The sequence below is a fragment of the Schaalia odontolytica genome (genome assembly GCF_031191545.1).
GTDB classification, from domain to species: domain Bacteria; phylum Actinomycetota; class Actinomycetes; order Actinomycetales; family Actinomycetaceae; genus Pauljensenia; species Pauljensenia odontolytica.
In genome coordinates this window covers 39,328-57,626 of the sequence record NZ_CP133472.1, presented here as the reverse complement: position 1 = coordinate 57,626, position 18,299 = coordinate 39,328, and the positions used below count along the sequence as shown (strand labels likewise).

At 64.5% G+C, this 18,299-nt stretch carries 19 protein-coding genes; 18 read left to right on the top strand and 1 reads right to left on the bottom strand.

Translation table 11 applies throughout. The annotated features are described in order from the left end of the window. Positions 1–44 precede the first annotated feature (44 nt). From RDV55_RS00250 to RDV55_RS00230, 5 genes are all read left to right on the top strand, one after another. The gene (locus RDV55_RS00250; protein ID WP_111823068.1) at positions 45–344 is read left to right on the top strand and encodes a DUF2469 domain-containing protein; all 300 of its coding nucleotides are present in this window, start codon (positions 45–47) and stop codon (positions 342–344) included. A gap of 128 nt (positions 345–472) precedes the next feature. Then, the gene (locus RDV55_RS00245; protein ID WP_111823148.1) at positions 473–913 is read left to right on the top strand and encodes a YraN family protein; all 441 of its coding nucleotides are present in this window, start codon (positions 473–475) and stop codon (positions 911–913) included. Continuing rightward, entirely contained in the window at positions 910–2,457 is a 1,548-nt protein-coding gene (locus RDV55_RS00240; RefSeq protein WP_245907628.1) for a YifB family Mg chelatase-like AAA ATPase, read from the top strand. Before RDV55_RS00245 ends, RDV55_RS00240 begins: the two co-directional genes overlap by 4 nt. Beyond that, the gene (gene dprA / locus RDV55_RS00235) at positions 2,450–3,598 is read left to right on the top strand and encodes a DNA-processing protein DprA (protein ID WP_111823149.1); all 1,149 of its coding nucleotides are present in this window, start codon (positions 2,450–2,452) and stop codon (positions 3,596–3,598) included. The genes RDV55_RS00240 and dprA overlap by 8 nt, the downstream gene beginning before the upstream one ends. A 22-nt stretch (positions 3,599–3,620) precedes the next feature. Beyond that, complete coding sequence (locus RDV55_RS00230; RefSeq protein ID WP_111823070.1) at positions 3,621–4,532, top strand: tyrosine recombinase XerC; 912 nt, start codon at positions 3,621–3,623, stop codon at positions 4,530–4,532. Positions 4,533–4,714: 182 nt separating this feature from the next. On the opposite strand, the gene RDV55_RS00225 is transcribed toward RDV55_RS00230, so the two are convergent. Further along, positions 4,715–5,236, bottom strand: coding sequence for a M23 family metallopeptidase (locus RDV55_RS00225; protein ID WP_165835827.1), 522 nt, complete (start codon positions 5,234–5,236; stop codon positions 4,715–4,717). A 407-nt stretch (positions 5,237–5,643) separates the two neighbouring features. Between RDV55_RS00225 and rpsB the strand changes: the two genes are divergently transcribed. The 13 genes from rpsB to RDV55_RS00160 all read left to right on the top strand — a co-directional run bounded on the left by rpsB (position 5,644) and on the right by RDV55_RS00160 (position 18,299). Then, positions 5,644–6,453, top strand: coding sequence for a 30S ribosomal protein S2 (rpsB, locus tag RDV55_RS00220; protein WP_111823072.1), 810 nt, complete (start codon positions 5,644–5,646; stop codon positions 6,451–6,453). Between the two features lie 25 nt (positions 6,454–6,478). After that, positions 6,479–7,306, top strand: a complete 828-nt coding sequence (gene tsf / locus RDV55_RS00215; RefSeq protein WP_111823073.1) for a translation elongation factor Ts — start codon at positions 6,479–6,481, stop codon at positions 7,304–7,306. 130 nt (positions 7,307–7,436) lie between these two features. Then, positions 7,437–8,147: a UMP kinase gene (gene pyrH / locus RDV55_RS00210; protein ID WP_111823074.1), complete on the top strand. Its 711-nt coding sequence runs from the start codon at positions 7,437–7,439 to the stop codon at positions 8,145–8,147. A 38-nt stretch (positions 8,148–8,185) separates the two neighbouring features. Beyond that, on the top strand, positions 8,186–8,743 hold the full coding sequence (frr, locus tag RDV55_RS00205) for a ribosome recycling factor (RefSeq protein WP_111823075.1): 558 nt from the start codon (positions 8,186–8,188) through the stop codon (positions 8,741–8,743). Next, on the top strand, positions 8,743–9,654 hold the full coding sequence (locus RDV55_RS00200; protein ID WP_111823076.1) for a phosphatidate cytidylyltransferase: 912 nt from the start codon (positions 8,743–8,745) through the stop codon (positions 9,652–9,654). Before frr ends, RDV55_RS00200 begins: the two co-directional genes overlap by 1 nt. An 8-nt stretch (positions 9,655–9,662) precedes the next feature. Further along, positions 9,663–10,925: a dual-specificity RNA methyltransferase RlmN gene (gene rlmN / locus RDV55_RS00195; RefSeq protein ID WP_111823077.1), complete on the top strand. Its 1,263-nt coding sequence runs from the start codon at positions 9,663–9,665 to the stop codon at positions 10,923–10,925. Positions 10,926–11,010: 85 nt separating this feature from the next. Continuing rightward, the gene (locus tag RDV55_RS00190; RefSeq protein WP_111823078.1) at positions 11,011–11,559 is read left to right on the top strand and encodes a DivIVA domain-containing protein; all 549 of its coding nucleotides are present in this window, start codon (positions 11,011–11,013) and stop codon (positions 11,557–11,559) included. Then, positions 11,559–12,830, top strand: coding sequence for a 1-deoxy-D-xylulose-5-phosphate reductoisomerase (dxr, locus tag RDV55_RS00185; protein ID WP_111823079.1), 1,272 nt, complete (start codon positions 11,559–11,561; stop codon positions 12,828–12,830). The genes RDV55_RS00190 and dxr overlap by 1 nt, the downstream gene beginning before the upstream one ends. 2 nt (positions 12,831–12,832) lie before the next feature. Next, entirely contained in the window at positions 12,833–14,074 is a 1,242-nt protein-coding gene (locus RDV55_RS00180) for a M50 family metallopeptidase (RefSeq protein WP_111823150.1), read from the top strand. A 121-nt stretch (positions 14,075–14,195) separates the two neighbouring features. After that, a complete protein-coding gene (ispG, locus tag RDV55_RS00175) occupies positions 14,196–15,362 on the top strand; it encodes a flavodoxin-dependent (E)-4-hydroxy-3-methylbut-2-enyl-diphosphate synthase (protein WP_111823151.1) in 1,167 nt (388 codons plus the stop codon). Positions 15,363–15,383: 21 nt separating this feature from the next. Then, on the top strand, positions 15,384–15,887 hold the full coding sequence (locus RDV55_RS00170; RefSeq protein WP_111823080.1) for a hypothetical protein: 504 nt from the start codon (positions 15,384–15,386) through the stop codon (positions 15,885–15,887). A 109-nt stretch (positions 15,888–15,996) separates the two neighbouring features. Continuing rightward, on the top strand, positions 15,997–16,413 hold the full coding sequence (locus RDV55_RS00165; RefSeq protein ID WP_111823081.1) for a hypothetical protein: 417 nt from the start codon (positions 15,997–15,999) through the stop codon (positions 16,411–16,413). A 77-nt stretch (positions 16,414–16,490) separates the two neighbouring features. Then, the gene (locus tag RDV55_RS00160) at positions 16,491–18,299 is read left to right on the top strand and encodes a proline--tRNA ligase (protein WP_111823082.1); all 1,809 of its coding nucleotides are present in this window, start codon (positions 16,491–16,493) and stop codon (positions 18,297–18,299) included.

The following is an 18,299-nucleotide window of genomic DNA, read 5'->3' as shown; positions in this document are numbered from 1 at the left end:
GGTGGCGTGGCGTGGGCCAACGCCCAGCCCGGCATGATGGTGGCGTGAGTGAAGAAATCGAAGGATACGAAAACAACCTGGAGCTGGAACTCTTTAAGGAGTACCGCGATGTCATCGGGTTGTTCAAGTACGTCGTGGAAACCGAGAGGCGTTTCTACCTGTGTAACCACGTCGACGTGCAGGCGCGCCCCGTCGGCGGCGATGTGTTCTTCGAGCTGACGCTCAGCGACGCGTGGGTGTGGGACATTTACCGCTCGTCGCGCTTCGTGCGTTCGGTGCGTGTGATCACGTACAAGGACGTTAACGTTGAGGAACTCTCCAAGCCGGAGCTCGATGTTCCCTAACCAACAGACCAACCGCTCCGCGTTTATCCACAGGCCATTTCGCGAACCGCTCCCTATCCACAGGGGGCGGTTTTCGCGTTGAAGCAGGGTCGTTGCTTGGCGCACTGTGGTCGTGGAGGTGGTCCATGATGGAATGCTCAACACGGCCCGATCGACGGGTCTTAGGTGCATCGGGGGAATATACCGCCCGCCTACTGCTGCAAGAAGAGGGCTTGCACCTTCTTGAGACGAATTGGCGCGATGGAAGGCGTGGGGAGCTGGACATCATCGCCCGAGACGACACGGATCCACGTCGCTCCTGGACAGTCGTGGTGGAGGTGCGTACCAGGGTTGGGCGCAGGCGAGGCAGTGCTCTTGAATCGGTTGATCATCGTAAGGTCGCCCGGCTTCGCACCCTGACGGGTGCGTGGTGTCGGACGCATGGGCCCCTGTCCTCGAGGGTCCGCATCGACGTTGTCGCCATCACCGTGGACGCCCAGAAGCTGAGCGAGTGGCCCGCTCCCATGGACGAGGCCGTGGATCTTCGCGCTCTGGACGCGCGGGTGACGTGGTTGCGGGGCGTGCAATGAGCGGGCCGGGACTCGCGCGCACTTATTCGATGAGTGTCGTCGGCATCGAAGGGCACCTGGTCGATGTCGAAACCTATGCCGGTTCGGGACTCGTGGCGTTTACTCTTGTTGGGCTGCTTGACACCTCGGTGCGCGAGGCGCGTGATCGTGTGCGCGCCGCCTTTGAAGCCTGCGGACTCGATGTGTTGGACCAGCGCATCACCGTCAACCTTTCTCCGGCAGGGATTCCGAAGTCCGGGTCGGCGTTCGACCTGTCGATTGCCGCTTCCGTGGCTTTGGCTACCGGTCTCGTCTCCCCAGCGGGTTTCGAGGAAGCCGTCATCGTTGGGGAACTCGCGCTCGATGGGAGTATCCAGCCGGTGCGCGGTGTGCTGCCGGCTGTACTAGCTGCGCGATCTCGTGGGGTGCGACGGGTGATCGTGCCTTCTGCCTGCGCGCAGGAGGCCAGGCTGGTGAGTGGGATAGAGGTGCTTGACTTTGCTCACTTGGCCGACATGATTGCATGGGCCGGGGGAGACGCCGTCAAAGCGCCCTTTCATGGTCGTCTAGGGGTCCGACGCGACCGCGCTGATGCGGAGGATCGATTGCTGTGTGACATGGCAGATGTGCGGGGCCAGCCTGAGGCCGTGTCTGCGCTTGAGGCTGCGGCAGCGGGAGGGCACCACGTGTTCTTGCTGGGAGAGCCGGGCACCGGAAAGACGATGCTCGCCTCAAGGCTTCCGACAATTCTTCCCGACCTCGACACGGATACCGCTCTGGTAACCACGTCGTTGCATTCGGTAGCCGGACTGCTTCCTTCGGGCATGTCTCTCATGACACGCCCACCGTTTCAGGCGCCGCACCACTCCGTGACGATGCCCGCGCTTATCGGTGGGGGAACGCGCATGCTCGTGCCGGGGGCGGCTTCTCTCGCCCACGGCGGGATTCTCTTTCTCGACGAAGCGGCCGAGTTTGCTCCCTCCGTCCTCGATTCTCTGCGCGAACCGCTTGAATCGGGGGTAATCCACCTTCATCGTTCCGGTGTGCAGGCTCGCTACCCCGCGTCTTTCCAGCTGGTGATGGCGTCGAACCCGTGCCCGTGCGGTGGGGGAAACGGCGGTCGACGCTGCACGTGTTCGTCGGTGAACAAGAGGCGGTACCTGGCGCGCTTGTCCGGCCCGCTGCTGGACCGCATGGACATTCGCATCGACGTACATGCGCCGAGTCGGGCGGACATGGCTGTGACGAGCGTGCGTGATTCGGCATCGATACGCCAGCGTGTCGTCGAGGCACGAGCGAGGGCACGCAGGCGCCTTGAGGGCACACCCTGGTGCCTGAACGCGCAACTGCCCGGGGCGTGGCTGCGACACCACTCAGGCATCGATGACTCGCTGATCAACCAACTCGATCGGCTCGTCGATTCGGGGCGCTCCTCGATGCGCGGTGTCGACCGGATGCTGCGTCTGTCGTGGACTCTCGCCGATCTTGACGAAGCTCCGCGCCCCACGTTTGACCATATCGTTAAAGCACAGCAGTTACGAAATGGAGCTGGCCATGATGAATGAGACGCTACTGAGGGAGGCTGCTTGGTGGTCTGCCGTTGCAGAGCCCGGTGACCGGTGCGCCAGTGTCGTCCGCCGGGCATTAGGGGACCGCGGAGCACGCGAGTGGCTGCAAACCCGGTGGGTGGGTGTGCCAGGGCAGCTTGCGGCGTACCACACGGTCGACTGGTTGACGCAGTGGGCAAGGTGGCGCGAGCGTGCGCTCTCGGTCGACATCGACGCCGACCTCGAACGCGTTGCGCGCGCCGGTGGAGGATTCGTGACCCCGACCGATCCGCGGTGGCCCGAACAGCTGGCATGCCTGGGCGAGGACGAGCCGGCGGGGCTGTGGTTCCTGGGCAGCCTTCCTGAGGCGCCGCGAGCGGGGGACTATCTGTCCATCGTTGGAGCGCGTGCCTCTACCGGGGCGGGAAACAGGTGCGCCCGAAACATGGCTGCATTCGTTTGCGCCGCGGGCATCTCGGTTGTGTCCGGGGGCGCAATTGGTATCGATATTGAGGCACACCGCGGAGCCTTGTCAGCGCGCGGTCGTACGATCTGCATTCTCGCCGGTGGCGTGTCCAATCCGTATCCTGCCTGCCATGGCGCTGACTTCCGCAGCGTCGTCGATAGCGGTGGTGCTCTCGTCTCTGAGGTTGCTCCCACCGCCAGACCCGCAAAGTGGCGTTTTCTCACCCGCAACAGACTCATTGCCGCATGGAGCCGCGCAACGGTGGTCGTCGAGGCGGGCGCGCGTTCGGGGGCCCTCGCGACGGCGCGGCGTGCGATGGAATACGGGCGTGAGCTGGGCGCAGTGCCCGGTGCGGTTGATGCTCCGATGTCGGTCGGATGCCTGGAACTCGCGCGCAACGGAGCGACAATCATCCGTGACGGTCGAGATGCGCTTGAACTTGTGCGTCCTGTGAGCGCAGAGGGCACCGAAGTACTCTTCGGCATGCCCGTCGAAGACGACCGCGGCGTTGCAGCTATGGAACCCATCGCCAGGCGGGTGTGGGAGGCACTCCCGCGCAGTGCACCCGCGGATGTCGGCGCGATCTGTGTCGCTGCGGGGCTCGGACGTTCCGAGGTTAACCGAGCCCTCATGGACCTTGCCGTCGCAGGCTTCGTAACGAGTTCGACCAGGGGGTGGGCACGCGCGCGCTGAGGTGAGGCCGTAGGATGGCCGCATGAGTGAAGCTGTTGGCGATTGTTGGGATCACTACCTGACGTTGAGTCGGCGGATGAGCCCCCACACGGTTAGTGCCTATTTGGGCGACCTTCGCTCTCTTCTTGACTTCCTTGGCGTGGGGTGGGATGCCACGCCCGCGCAACTTGCTCCGGTGCTGACGCAGCGTGCTATTCGATCGTGGCTTGCGCAGACGGTGGCTGCCGGTGGCGCCCGTTCGACGGTTGCCCGCCACACGGCAGCCATTCGACACTTCACCGCGTGGGCCACACGGGAACAGATTCTTCCGTCGGATCCGGCCGCGTTGCTCACCAGTCCGCGGGCGGATCAGAGACTACCGACGCCGCTGGATGAGTCTGATGCTCGGACGCTTGTCAATTTCGCACAGCAGGAGGCGCGCACCGGCGGGCCAGCACAGATACGCAACTGGGCGATCCTCGAGCTGACCTATGCCTGCGGTCTACGCGTGTCTGAGGTGTGTGCCCTCGACATCTCCTCGTTGAACCGAGAGGCCTTGACCGTGCGTGTCGTCGGTAAAGGAAATAAAGAGCGGGTGGTTCCCTACGGGCCTCCGGCCGCCGACGCGCTCGATCATTGGCTGGTGCGAGGCCGCCCTCAGCTGGCCGCAGAGCGGAGCGGTTACGCTCTCTTCCTTGGCGAAAAGGGCGGCCGACTCGATCCTCGTGTCGTGCGTTCGATGGTGCATAAGATGGCGGCGCGTGCCGGTGTTCATGACATCGCCCCCCATGGTCTGCGGCACTCGACGGCGACTCACCTGCTGCAGGGAGGTGCCGACCTGCGTGCGGTGCAGGAAATGCTCGGGCACTCGTCGCTGTCGACTACCCAGCGCTACACCCACGTGGATACCTCACGTCTGAGCGCGATCTACCAAAGGGCACACCCGCGCGCCTGAGCGCCCACTCGCGCGCTGTGGGCGGCTCGCGGATTGCCCACTCTCCGCCGCGCTGCGAGCTGCGTTCGGCGCGTTGTCGTCAAGCCCGGCCAGGCCCCACGCCGCCCTGGCCTCGTCTGGACTGCTGCGGGTTCGTGCTTCTCCCGATCCTCGCCACGCCCCTGCGATGTGACGGGTGCTCGTCAGCGTCCGTCCCAGGGCAGGAGACGAGGATGCCCGATCGTCATGCGTATCGGATCGACGTATGTCCGTCGTGCGGTTTTTGCGCCCCAGTGCAGCGTCTGGGAGTCTCCTTCGACCAGACCGATGACGTCACCTTTGTGCACGTGTTCGCCGACGGCGACGGTGGGCATCACGGGAAGATAGGTTGACCAGATATCCCGCCCGCCGGCGCTGTGACGAATCGAGATGACGCCCCGGCCAGCGACCGGCCCAGAAACGGTGACGGTCCCTTCTGCGCAGGCGTAGACCGGGGAGCCAGCCGGATACTGCAACGTGACTCCACGACGTCCCGGTAGCCAATCCTGGGCTGGCGGGGCAAAACCTTCGACGACGGGCATGGGAGTCCCCGTCGGCCACTGCCACCGTTCCTCCCGCAGTGTCGCACGAGTGGGGGACGTGATCGTGATGAGTAGCGCGATAAGGAAGACTAGGGTCAGTGACGCTACGCGGACGCGGGCGCCTCGTAATCTCACGGTATTCATAACAACAGCGTGAGAGTTGCTGACCGGATCGTCCAGCTACGTGGCGCCTCCTGTGGATTCGGGAGGCCTCGGCATTGACCCTGTGGATAACGAGCGAACGGCGTGTCTTGCCCATCCCGGCCATGGCCTCGTCGAACGCGCATCCAGTAGGCAACGTCTCACCGTCGTCCCCGCGGTGATCTGGGTGTCTCTGAGGTAAGATAGCCGGGCACTTGCCGTATGCAGGTGACTTCGCGTGCCATTATCGCGACCCACGGGAAACCGCCAGGGCAGCGAGGCGCGGCGGCTTCGGTCCCTTCGGGGATGGTCGCCGGTCATGGCATCAGGGTGCGCATTGCGCACAGCAAACCGATAACCCCGGGGGAAACCCCACTGATCACTCGCGACTTGCGGGGAAAGGACGAACCATGGCAGTCGTTACCATGCGTCAGCTCCTCGAGTCCGGTGTCCACTTCGGCCACCAGACTCGCCGTTGGAACCCGAAGATGAAGCGCTTCATCCTCACCGAGCGCAACGGCATCTACATCATCGACCTGCAGCAGACCATTGCTGACATCGACATCGCCTTCGACTTCGTGAAGCAGACCGTCGCCCACGGCGGCACCCTGCTTTTCGTCGGTACCAAGAAGCAGGCCCAGGAAGCCGTGGCCGAGCAGGCCCAGCGCGTCGGCATGCCCTACGTGAACCACCGTTGGCTCGGCGGCATGCTCACCAACTTCTCGACCGTTGCCACCCGTCTGCAGCGACTGAAGGAACTCGAGCAGATCGACTTCGACGATGTGGCCTCCTCCGGTCACACCAAGAAGGAACTGCTCATGATGCGCCGCGAGAAGGACAAGCTCTCGCGCACCCTGGGCGGCATCCGCGACATGGCCAAGGTTCCCTCGGCCGTGTGGATCGTCGACCCCAAGAAGGAGCACCTCGCGGTCTCCGAGGCTCGCAAGCTGCGCATCCCGATCGTTGCCATCCTCGATACCAACGCCGATCCGGACGAGGTCGACTACCGCATCCCCGGCAACGATGACGCCATCCGCGCCGTCGCGCTGCTCACCCGCGTGATCGCCGACGCCGTTGCCGAGGGCCTCATCGCTCGCTCCGACGTCCGCAAGGGCAAGGGCGAAGAGAACGCCGCTGAGCCGCTGGCCGAGTGGGAGCGCGAGCTCCTCGAGGGCGAGGCCAAGGCCGACGAGGCCGCCGAAGCCCCCAAGCAGGACTGAACTTTTTACTGAGAGGAATCATCCGATGGCGAATTTCACCGCTGCAGATGTGAAGGCGCTGCGTGAGCAGACCGGCGCCGGCATGATGGATGTCAAGAAGGCTCTGACCGAGGCCGACGGCGACGCCGAGAAGGCTCTCGAGATCATCCGCCTGAAGGGCCTGAAGTCCCTGTCCAAGCGCGAGGGCCGCCAGGCCTCCGCCGGCCTGCTGGCCGCGCAGACCGACGGCACCGTCGGCGTGCTCGTCGAGGTTAACTCCGAGACCGACTTCGTCGCCAAGAACCAGAAGTTCATTGACTTCTCCAACGAGGTTCTGGCCGCCGCCGTTGCTTCGGGTGCCGCCGACCTGGACGCCCTGCACGCCGCCCCCATGGGCGAGGGCACGGTCAAGGATCGCCTCGACGCCTTCGCAGCGATCATCGGCGAGAAGCTGCAGGTTGGCCGTGTCGTGCGCGTTGAGGGCGAGAACGTCGACCTCTACCTGCACCAGACGAACCCCGACCTGCCCCCGCAGGTTGGCGTCTTCGTCGTCACCGACGCCGCTGGCAAGTCCGTTGCCCACGACATCGCGATGCACGTCGCCGCTTACATGCCCGCCTACCTCGATCGCGACTCGGTTCCGGCCGACGTGCTCGACAAGGAGCGCGCCACCCTCGAGAAGATCACGCTCGAGGAAGGCAAGCCCGCCAACATCGTTCCCAAGATCGTTGAGGGCCGCCTGAACGCGTTCTACAAGGACAACTGCCTCGTCGACCAGGCCTTTGCCCGTGACCCCTCGAAGTCCGTCTCTCAGGTCCTCAAGGAGGCCGGCGCCACGGTCACCAACTTCGTGCGCGTGCACGTGGGTGCCTGATCCGGCTACGTCGTCAGCTTGCTGACAGATGGAAGCGGCCCCGCCGAACGGCGGGGCCGCTTCCCTTTTACCAGGTAGTATGGTTACTGACCGTTCCGCCCTTCCCGGGCCGATACAAAGGAGAAGCGTCATGTCGACGAACCGCCGCGTTTTGCTCAAGCTGTCCGGAGAGGCGTTCGGAGGTGGGGCGATCGGTTTGGACCCCAAGGTCGTGCGCAGTATCGCGGAGCAGGTTGCGACGGCGGTGCGTGAGGGTGTGCAGGTCGCGATCGTCGTGGGCGGCGGCAACTTTTTCCGTGGCGCTCAGCTTGCGCGCGAGGGCCTCGAGCGTTCTCGTGCGGACTACATGGGAATGCTGGGCACCGTGATGAACGCTCTTGCCCTCCAGGACTTCATCGACCAGTCCGGCATCCCGGCTCGCGTTCAAACCGCGATCACGATGGCGCAGGTCGCCGAGCCCTACCTTCCGCTTCGAGCGATTCGTCACCTCGAAAAGGGCCGCGTCGTCGTCTTTGGTGCAGGTGCGGGACTCCCTTACTTCTCCACGGATACCGTTTCCGCCCAGCGTGCCCTCGAGATCCACTGCGACGAGCTCCTCGTTGCGAAGAACGGCGTGGACGGCGTCTACGATGACGATCCGAACAAGAATCCCGATGCCCACCGATTCGACACGCTGACCTACTCGGAGGCTCTGCGTCGCGACCTGAAGGTGATTGACGGCTCTGCGCTGGCGCTGTGCCGCGAGAACGGGTTGACCACGCGTATCTTTGGCATGGGTGGCGACGGGGCTGTCACCCGCGCGCTCATGGGCGATGAAATCGGTACGCTAGTGACGGCGTGATATAACCTTCACAGACCACTGACTTAAAGGAGCACATAGTGATCGACGATATTCTCCTCGAAGCCGAGGAAAAGATGGACAAGGCCGTGGACTCGGCCAGCCACGAGTTTGCGAACATTCGCACCGGACGCGCGACGTCCTCGATGTTCGAGCAGCTGATGGTTGACTACTACGGCGCTCCCACGCCGATGCAGCAGCTCGCCAGCTTCCAGATTCCCGAGGCCCGTACGGTCCTGATTTCTCCCTTTGATCGCACCGCGACCCAGGAAATCATCCGTACGCTGCGCGAGTCCGATCTTGGGGTCAACCCCACTGACGACGGCAATGTTGTGCGCGTCGTTCTGCCCGCGCTGACGGAGGAACGCCGTAAGGAGTACGTGAAGCAGGCCAAGAGCAAGGCCGAGGACGGCCGCGTGTCTGTGCGTGGAGTGCGCCGCAAGGCCAAGGATCAGCTCGACCGCCTGAAGAAGGACGGCGAGGCCTCTGAGGACGACGTCGATCGCGCTGAGAAGTCGCTCGACGCCATGACGAAAGCCCACACCGAGCAGATCGACAAGATGCTCGCCACGAAGGAAAGCGAACTGCTGACGATCTGATGGCGTCAACTGATCGTTCTATTTTCGCTCGAATCTTTTCCCCGGGACCCACTCGCGACAATCATCCAGCGAGTGGGTCGACGGGGAAGGCCGGGCGTAACCTGCCGCAGGCGATTACGACTGCGGTTGTCCTGATAACCGCCGTCGCTGTTCCGATCTTCACGTCGCTCCCCGCATTCGTTGGCGTTATCGCGTTCGTGTGTCTCATCGGCATCTGGGAGCTTGCGGGTGCATTCGCGCGCATGGGTATTACCCTGACCGTCACCCCGCTGTACGTGGGAGCAATCGGTATGGTCACCTGCGCGTGGTGGCTAGGCAGCGAAGGAATGCTCTTCGCCCTGTACATCACGGTGTTCGTCTGTGCGGCGTGGAGGCTTCTTGATCGCCGCCAGGAGGCGCGGATGAGCGACGTCGTATCGTCGACGTTCGCGGCCGTGTACGTGCCCTTCCTGGCTTCGTTCGTCGTCTTGATGCTCGCGGCGTGGCACAACCCGTGGGTGTTCGTCGTCTTTGAGCTGATGGTGATCGCCAACGATACGGGCGGCTGGGCGGCCGGTGTCATGTTCGGCAAGCACCCGATGGCCCCCGCTCTGTCTCCGAAGAAGTCGTGGGAGGGCTTCGCCGGTTCGGCTATCACCGCGATGGCTGTCGGCTCGGTCGGTCTTTGGCTGCTGGGTGCTGCGTGGTGGTGGGGCCTCATCGCAGGAATCGCGATCGCTTTCGTGGGGACGATGGGAGACCTGACTGAGTCGCTCATTAAGCGCGAGGCAGGCCTGAAGGACATGTCGCAGATCCTGCCCGGGCACGGAGGTGTTCTCGACCGAGTGGATGCGCTGCTCATGAGCGCGCCGGTAGCCTACTTTGTTTTCGCGTGGGCGCTGCCGGGTATTTCTTGGGAGTCGAGCCATTGAGCCAATCGATGAAGGAAGCACGCGGGGCTCACGAACGTAGTGCGACGAGTTTGTCCGACCTTCAGCGTCGTAGCTCGCGCCGCGAGGTGCGCCCGACGGATCAGCCGCCGGAGGGTGCGACACACAAGGATGCTAAGCCGGTGCTGTCGTTCACGGCGAAGCGGCGCGGCAAGGCGCCCTCGCACCTTGCTGACCTGGACGCGGCTGGCCGTAAGCAGGTCTTGAAGGACCTGGGCATGCCGGGTTTCCGAGCCGATCAGCTCTCGCGTCACTACTTCACGCATTTCGAAGCCGACCCTTCGAATATGAGCGATATTCCTGCGGGGATGCGCGAGGCGGTGTCGGGGGCGCTGTTACCCAAGCTCGTGACAAAGGTCGTCTCACTGGAGGCAGACGGCGGACGCACGATCAAGGACCTGTGGCGTCTGTACGACGGCGCGCAGGTCGAGTCCGTCTTGATGCGTTACCCCCAGCGCACCACCCTGTGCGTCTCGTCGCAGGCAGGGTGCGGTATGGCGTGCCCGTTCTGCGCCACGGGACAGATGGGGCTGACGCGTAACCTGTCGACCGCCGAGATCGTCGACCAGGTGCGCGAGGCCCAGGCCTCCTGCCGTGACGGCAAGCTGGCGGGTGGGTCCACCGCGCTTTCGAACGTTGTTTTCATGGGCATGGGCGAGCCTCTCGCCAACTACAAGACCGTCGTTGCTGCCCTGCATCGTCTGATCGATCCGGCCCCTGAGGGTTTCGGCATGAGCGCTCGCAACATCACGGTCTCCACGGTTGGCTTGGTTCCGGCGATCAAAAAGCTGGCAGGGGAGGGTATGCCTGTCACCCTGGCTGTTTCTCTGCACGCCCCTGACGACGACCTGCGCGACGAGCTGATTCCGATCAACTCTCGCTGGAAGGTGGGCGAACTCCTGGACGCTGCCCGCGCCTACTTCTTGGCTACGGGCCGACGCGTGTCCATCGAGTACGCGCTCATCAAGGACATGAACGATCAGGAATGGCGTGCGCAGCTGTTGGCTGATGAGCTGAATAAACGAGGCCACGGCTGGGTGCACGTCAACCCGATTCCTCTTAACCCCACGCCGGGTTCCATCTGGACGGCCTCGACGCGCAGCGCTCAGGAGGCATTCGTCAAGCGCCTGCGTGACAACGGCATCGCGACGTCCATTCGCGATACGCGCGGCTCGGATATTGACGGCGCATGCGGGCAGCTGGCGACGGCGGTCGCCGACGGTAAGCGGGCGGTCGGGGAGGGGCGCGCGTGACCGGTTTTTCCGATAGTACTGAGTTCGTTAAGCCCCAAGCTGTCGATCAGATTCTTCGTTCCATGACACAGGAAAAGGAGCAGTGATGACTGAGTTCCCTAGGGTTGGTTTCTTCTCGAAGGGCTACGACTGTGCACAGGTTGATGCTTTCTTTGAAGATGCCCGCCGCGCCTACGAGGGCGGTGTTCCTCCGGAGCAGTTCAGCTCCGAGCAGGTGCTTCTGGCAACGTTTGAGCTCAAGAACCGCGGTTACAACATTGAGGCTGTTGACGGGGCGATGAACCGCCTTGAGGCCGCTTTCGTGAATCGCGATCGAGCGGATTCCGTTGCCGCCGAGGGCGAGGCTGCGTGGTATGAGCATGTGGCGGACCGGGCGACGACACTGTACCCGCGTCTGCAGCGTCCGCGCGGTGAGCGTTTCTCGCAGCCGACCTCGGGCCGTGGCTATGCCTGCGACGAGGTCGATGACCTTCTCGATCGGATCGCCGCGTACTTTGACGAGGCCGGTGACCTCAATGCTGAAGAGATCCGTACCGCGACTTTCCGTCCGAAGCGAGGCAAGAAGGCCTACGCCGAAGGCCCGGTGGACGCGTACCTGGGCCGCGCGGTCGAGATCCTACTCGCGGTCGACTGATGGCTGTTTTGGAGGACGAGCACGCTCCGACAGTTCCCGTTGTCCTGCTTGGGTCCACGGGGTCGATCGGTACCCAGGCTCGTGAGGTTATCGAAGCGCATCGCGGGCGTTTCGACGTCATCGGCGTCAGCGCCGGCGGTGCGTCAATCACCGAGCTCGCTGTTCAGATAGTCGCTTTGAACCCCACCTACGTGGGTGTCGCTCGTGACGTTCGTGAGGAGTTGGCGAGCGCCGTGGCCGCGATGGGCGGCACGTGCCCGGAGGTTTTTGTCGGCGAGAATGCCTCGGTCGAGGTCGTGTGCGCCTCGGTGGAACACGCGGCGCAGCTGTACCCGCACGCAACGACGGTGGTACTCAACGGAATTACGGGTGGCGTCGGCCTGTCGTCGACGCTCGCGGCTCTGAGGTGTGGCGCGCGCTTGGCGCTTGCGAACAAGGAATCGCTCGTTGTCGGCGGTGCCCTCGTCAAGAATGCGATGCACGTTCCCGGCCAGATTGTCCCGGTGGACTCCGAGCATTCGGCGATCGCCCAAGCCCTGGCCTCGGGCGTGCACGAGCGTGGGCTGACGTCTCCGGTCGTGTCGGGGCGTTCTGAGGTCGCGGATCTCGTGTTGACTGCGTCGGGCGGCCCGTTCCGCGGTCGTCGGCGCGATCAGCTGCGGGGAGTGCGGGCGCAGCAGGCGCTCGCGCACCCGACTTGGCAGATGGGTCCTGTCGTCACGATCAATTCGTCGACCCTGATCAACAAGGGCCTCGAGCTGATTGAAGCGCACCTGCTCTTCGACGTGGCGCCCGAACACATTGTCGCTACGGTTCACCCGCAGTCCATCGTGCACTCGATGGTGACGTGGTGTGACGGTGCGACGACTCTGCAGGCCTCGCCTCCGGACATGCGCCTGCCGATCGCGCTGGGGCTCACCTGGCCGGAGCGCCTCCGGGAGGTCGAGACGCCTCTGACGTGGGAATCCGCGTCGCAGTGGACGTTCGAGCCGGTAGACAACGATACGTTCCCCGCGATCGACCTCGCGCGCTTTGCCGTTGCAGCTTCGGCGACACACCCTGCGGTGCTCAACGCTGCGAACGAGGTGTTGGTCGACGCGTTCATCGCGGGTGAGGTTCCGTGGCTGGCGATCGTCGACACGGTCTCGGCTGTTGTGCACGAACATGAGGGGGTTGTAGACCCCTCCTTGGAAGACATTGTGGCCGCGCAGCGTTGGGCTGATCAACGCGCACGCGAACTCGTTCGCGCAGGCCAATGGAAGGATATGTGAGCGTGGGCTCTCTCGTCGGTATTGTTGTCGTCGTTATCGGTATCTTGGCCTCCGTCGCCCTGCATGAGGTGGGACACATGCTGCCCGCCAAGAAGTTCGGCGTGCTGGTTCCCGACTACGCCGTGGGCTTTGGTCCCGCGCTGTGGAAGAAGAAGATTGGGGAGACCACCTACGCGCTGCGTGCCATTATGCTGGGCGGCTACGTGAAGATTATTGGCATGTACGCACCTGCGCGACCCGGTACACGCCTCGTGGGACGCGGCGGCAAGGCGACCCTCGCGCAGGAGGCGCGCGAGGCATCGGCTGAGGAGATCCCCCATGGCCAGGAGCACCGGGCCTTCTATCACCTGAGCGCTCCGAAAAAGATCACCGTGATGCTCGGTGGTCCGATGATGAACCTGCTCATCTGCTTCGTCCTCTCTGCGATCGCTATGATGGGGATCGGTGCCCCGACGGCGTCGCGCACCATCGCGCAGGTGCCGACGACGGTGTCGAGCGCGTCGGGCGACGTCGCGTCTCCCGCGTATGAGGCCGGGGTTCGTCCCGGAGATACCGTTCTCGCCTGGAACGGGCAGCCGGTGGCCACCTTCGCTGATCTGCAGCGCGCTGTGGGCGCGACCGGTGACGGGGAGAGCGCGATTTTGACCGTCGAGCGCGACGGTGCCACCATGGACCTGACGGTCTTTCCCGTGACGGGGGCTCAGGGGGCGCGCATTGTTGGCGTGACTGCCGGGTACGAGTACGTGTCGGCGTCGCTGGGCGACGTGGCCGCCGCCAATTGGCAGATGTTTACCGGCACCGCGTCCGTGGTCGTGCGTCTTCCGCAGGCCGTGTGGCAAGTGGGGCGCTCGATCGTGACCGATGAGAAGCGCGATGCCTCCGGGGTGGTGTCCGTCGTCGGTGTTGGTCGTTTGGCCGGTGAGGTGACGGGTGATTCGCAGGCGCTCGGCCTGGAGGATGCGCGTCAGGTCATTGCGGTCTTGCTCAGCCTGCTGGCCTCTCTCAACATGGCTCTCTTTGTCTTCAACCTTATTCCGCTGCCGCCTCTGGATGGCGGGCACATACTTGGAGCTCTGTTCGAGGGTGCGCGTCGAGCGATCGCGCGCGTGCGTGGGGTGGCCGATCCCGGGCCGGCGGATACCGCTCGCCTGGTGCCCCTGACGTGGGTGGTGGGTGGCCTGCTGGTCGCGATGAGTGTCGTCCTGATCGTCGCTGACATCGTTAAGCCTGTGTCGCTCGGCTGAGCCCGATCAGCGCCTCGTGCGCAGCTAGCGGAAAAGCGACTCTGACCACGCGTGTGTGGTCCGTGTGGGAAGGAAGGCCACTGTGCGAGATAATGACACGGTGAGTGAAATCAATCTTGGTATGCCCGAAGTCGCGGCGTCGCCGTTCCCGCGCAAGCAGACGCGACGCATCATGGTCGGTGACGTGCCCGTGGGCGGCGACGCCCGCGTGTCCGTTCAGTCCATGACGACGACGAAGACCCACGACATCGGCGCGACCCTTCAGCAGATTGCCGAACTGACGGCTGCCGGCTGTGACATCGTGCGCGTGGCCTGCCCGACGGATAAGGACGCGGACGCGCTGCCCATCATCGCCAGGCAATCCCGCATCCCGGTGATCGCCGACATCCACTTCAAGCCGAAGTACGTGTTCCAGGCGATCGAGGCGGGCTGCGGTGCTGTGCGCGTCAACCCCGGCAACATCCGGAAGTTTGACGACCAGGTCAAGGACATCTGCAAGGCGGCCTCCGATCACGGTGTATCGCTGCGAATTGGCGTCAATGCAGGCTCGCTCGATCCTCGTCTACTCAAGAAGTACGGTCGCGCGACGCCCGAGGCGCTGGTCGAGTCGGCCATCTGGGAAGCCTCCCTGTTCGAAGAAAACGACTTCCACGACTTCAAGATCTCCGTCAAGCATCACGACGTGCTGACGATGATCCAGGCCTATCGGATGCTCTCCGAGGCGGGGGACTGGCCGCTGCACCTCGGCGTGACCGAGGCGGGCCCCGCGTTCCAGGGCACCATCAAGTCGGTGTCTGCCTTCTCCATTCTGCTGGCTGAGGGCATCGGCGACACGATTCGCGTCTCGCTGTCTGCTCCTCCCGTCGAGGAGATCAAGGTGGGCACCAAGATGTTGGAGTTCATGGGACTGCGCGACAAGACTCTCGAGATCGTCTCGTGTCCGTCCTGTGGCCGCGCCCAAGTGGATGTGTGGACGCTTGCCGAGGACGTGACCGAGGGCCTGAAGGACCTGACCGTGCCGCTGCGAGTCGCCGTGATGGGCTGCGTCGTCAACGGCCCGGGAGAGGCTCGTGAGGCAGACCTGGGTGTCGCCTCCGGCAACGGAAAGGGCCAGATCTTCATCCGCGGCGAGGTCGTCGAGACTGTTCCCGAGGATCAGATCGTCGAGACGCTGATCCGTCGTGCAAATTCCCTCGCGGAGGACCTTGGCCTTGAGCCGGGTTCCGGCAGCGTCGAGGTCGCCCCGATTAGCGCCCCGGATGTGAAGCTCCCGGGCATCGACTTCTGAGTTTTCGGTAAGGACCATCACATGCGTATTCGCACTCTTGCCTGTCTGTCTCTCGTCGCCGGCGCGTGCGCCGTCGCGGCCACCGGCTTTCCGCGTCGCATCGGTTTGACGGCTTCCCAGGCAGACGTGTCGCTCCCAGGCGATCTCATCGAACCCGGCGCTAACGTCGTCGTCGATCGTGGCATCGCAATTGACGCCCCTGCGTCGGCTGTGTGGAATGTGCTCAGCCACGTCTTTGAGCCCGAGGACGAGTCCACGATCATCGACGTTGAGGACGAGGATCACATCCTGATGCGCGTCGCGCCTCCGGCTGCCCCCGAGGGTACCGAGGCCTCGGGCACCTGCGTGATTGCCCTGCTGCCGCTGTCGCCGTCGCGCACGCTCCTGCACATCCGCGAGCGCCACGTGGCGCAGGGCCGTGACCGCGCGCTCGCGTGGGCGGGCGTTGCTGCCGAGTCGTTGTCGTCGCTGTCGATGCTGCGCGACTTGCGCGACGCATGCGTCGGTGGCCTCGTTGAGGCCTGAGTAGTCTCGACCCGGCCATTTCGGTTGGACAGCAATCCCCGTTGATGTTGTAGTATCAGCTAGTACGCAACGCCAACGGGGATGTTGCTTTTGTCCGAAGGAGGACACAATGGTCGCCAGCTCCACCGCTCTGATCGCACTCGTCGGTGCCGCCATCGCTCTCGTGTGGGCGTGGGCCTGGTTCGGCGTCGGTGCGACCGCGCGCCGTGTGTCGGTGCGCCTCGAGCTCGGTGGTGGAAACGCGGCCGCAGAGATGGGGCGCGTCGTGTGGCCCCTCATGCCGCTGCTGTCCCTTCTGTGGTTCCTGACCGCGGATCTGATGGTGCGCGAGGCGCGCGGCCTCGACACTGTTGGCTCGCTTGGCTTCGTGATCGGTGTGCTTGCCCTGATGGGTGCCGTCGCCGTCCAGGCCCTCTACTTCGGCGGATTGCCCGAGTGGGCGTACCCGGGCTGGATGGCTCGCCGCTACTACGCCTCGCACGCGGGTGCCCGTGAACGCGAGCTCGGTGCCCACGCGGTGATCTGAGGCCGTCGCGCTTTCGATGAGGGGCCACACGGCTGTGCCGGTGGCCTCGGGGCCTTCGCGTGCCGTACTCTTGGAACATGCTTCGAAATCTCTCGACTTTCTTCCTGCGAACCCTGCGTGAAGACCCGGCCGACGCCGAGGTGAACTCGCACAAGCTCCTGGTGCGTGCCGGATACATCCGCCGCTCCGCTCCCGGCATCTACACGTGGCTGCCTCTCGGCCTGCGCACGCTGCGCAAGATCGAGGACATCGTCCGCGAAGAGATGGACGCGATGGGCGCACAGGAAGTCCACTTCCCGGGACTGATTCCGGCCGAGCCGTACAAGGCGACGAACCGCTGGGAAGAGTACGGTCCCACGCTGTTCAAGCTTAACGACCGTAAGGGGGGCGACTACCTGCTCGCTCCCACGCACGAGGAGATGTTCACCCTCCTGGTGAAGGACATGTACTCCTCGTACAAGGATCTGCCCGCGACCCTCTACCAGATCCAGACCAAGTACCGCGACGAGGCCCGCCCGCGCGCCGGTCTGATTCGCGGTCGCGAGTTCGTCATGAAGGACGCTTACTCCTTCGACATCGACGACGAGGGCCTGAACGCCTCCTACCAGGCCGAGCGTGACACCTACGAGCGCATCTTCCAGCGTCTGGGCCTGCGCTACGTCATCGTCTCCGCGATGAGCGGCGCGATGGGTGGCTCGCGCTCTGAGGAGTTCCTGCACCCTTCGCCGATCGGCGAGGATACCTTCGTGGCGTCCCCGGGCGGTTACGCTGCCAACGCCGAGGCCGTGACGACGCCGGCGCCCCAGGCCCAGGATGCCTCCGGCGTGCCCGCTGCGGTGGAGGTTCCCACGCCCGATGCTCCGACGATCGAGTCGCTCGTCGATTTGCTCAACGAGCGCTACCCGCGTCAGGACCGTCCCTGGACTATGGCGGACACGCTGAAGAACGTTGTCGTCACGCTGACGCACCCGGACGGGCATCGTGAGCTGCTCGTCGTGGGCGTGCCCGGTGATCGCGACGTTGACATGAAGCGTCTCGAGGCCGCCGTGGCCCCCGCAGAGGTCGATATGGCATCGGATTCAGACTTCGAGCCGCATCCCGAGCTGGTGCGCGGCTACATCGGCCCCGCGGTCCTCGGCCCCAACTCGCCCAAGCGCGTCGTGGACGAGGAAGGCAACGCCTCCGGTTCCGTGCGCTACTTGGTGGACCCGCGCGTCGTCGATGGGACCGCATGGGTCACGGGTGCGAACGCCGAGCAGCGTCACGTCCTGAACCTGGTCATGGGCCGTGACTTCACTGCCGACGGCACGATTGAGGCCGCAGAGGTGCGCGAGGGAGACCTGGCTCCCGACGGCTCTGGCCCGCTTCACCTCGAGCGCGGCATCGAGATCGGCCACATCTTCCAGCTGGGTCGCAAGTACGCCGAGGCGCTGGGCCTGACCGTCCTCGACGAGAACGGCAAGACCCGGGTCGTCACCATGGGTTCGTACGGCATCGGCGTCACCCGCGTGATGGCGGCCCTGGCCGAGGCGAACTGCGATGACAAGGGCCTGAGCTGGCCCGCGCAGATCGCGCCCTTCGACGTGCACATCCTTGCCACCGGCAAGGGCGACGAGGTGTTTGAGACCGCCCAGTCGCTGGGTGAGCAGCTGGACGCCGCAGGATTGGACGTGCTCGTCGACGATCGCCGGAAGGTGAGCGCTGGCGTGAAGTTCAAGGACTACGAGCTCGTGGGCGTTCCCTTCGGCCTGGTCGTCGGTCGCTCGCTGGCCGACGGCGAGGTGGAGATCCGCGTGCGTGCCACCGGCGAGACCATTGTCGTGCCCGTCGAAGAAGCCGTCGCGCGCCTGCGCGAGGCTCACGCCGCAGCCCTGAAGGGGGAGTGA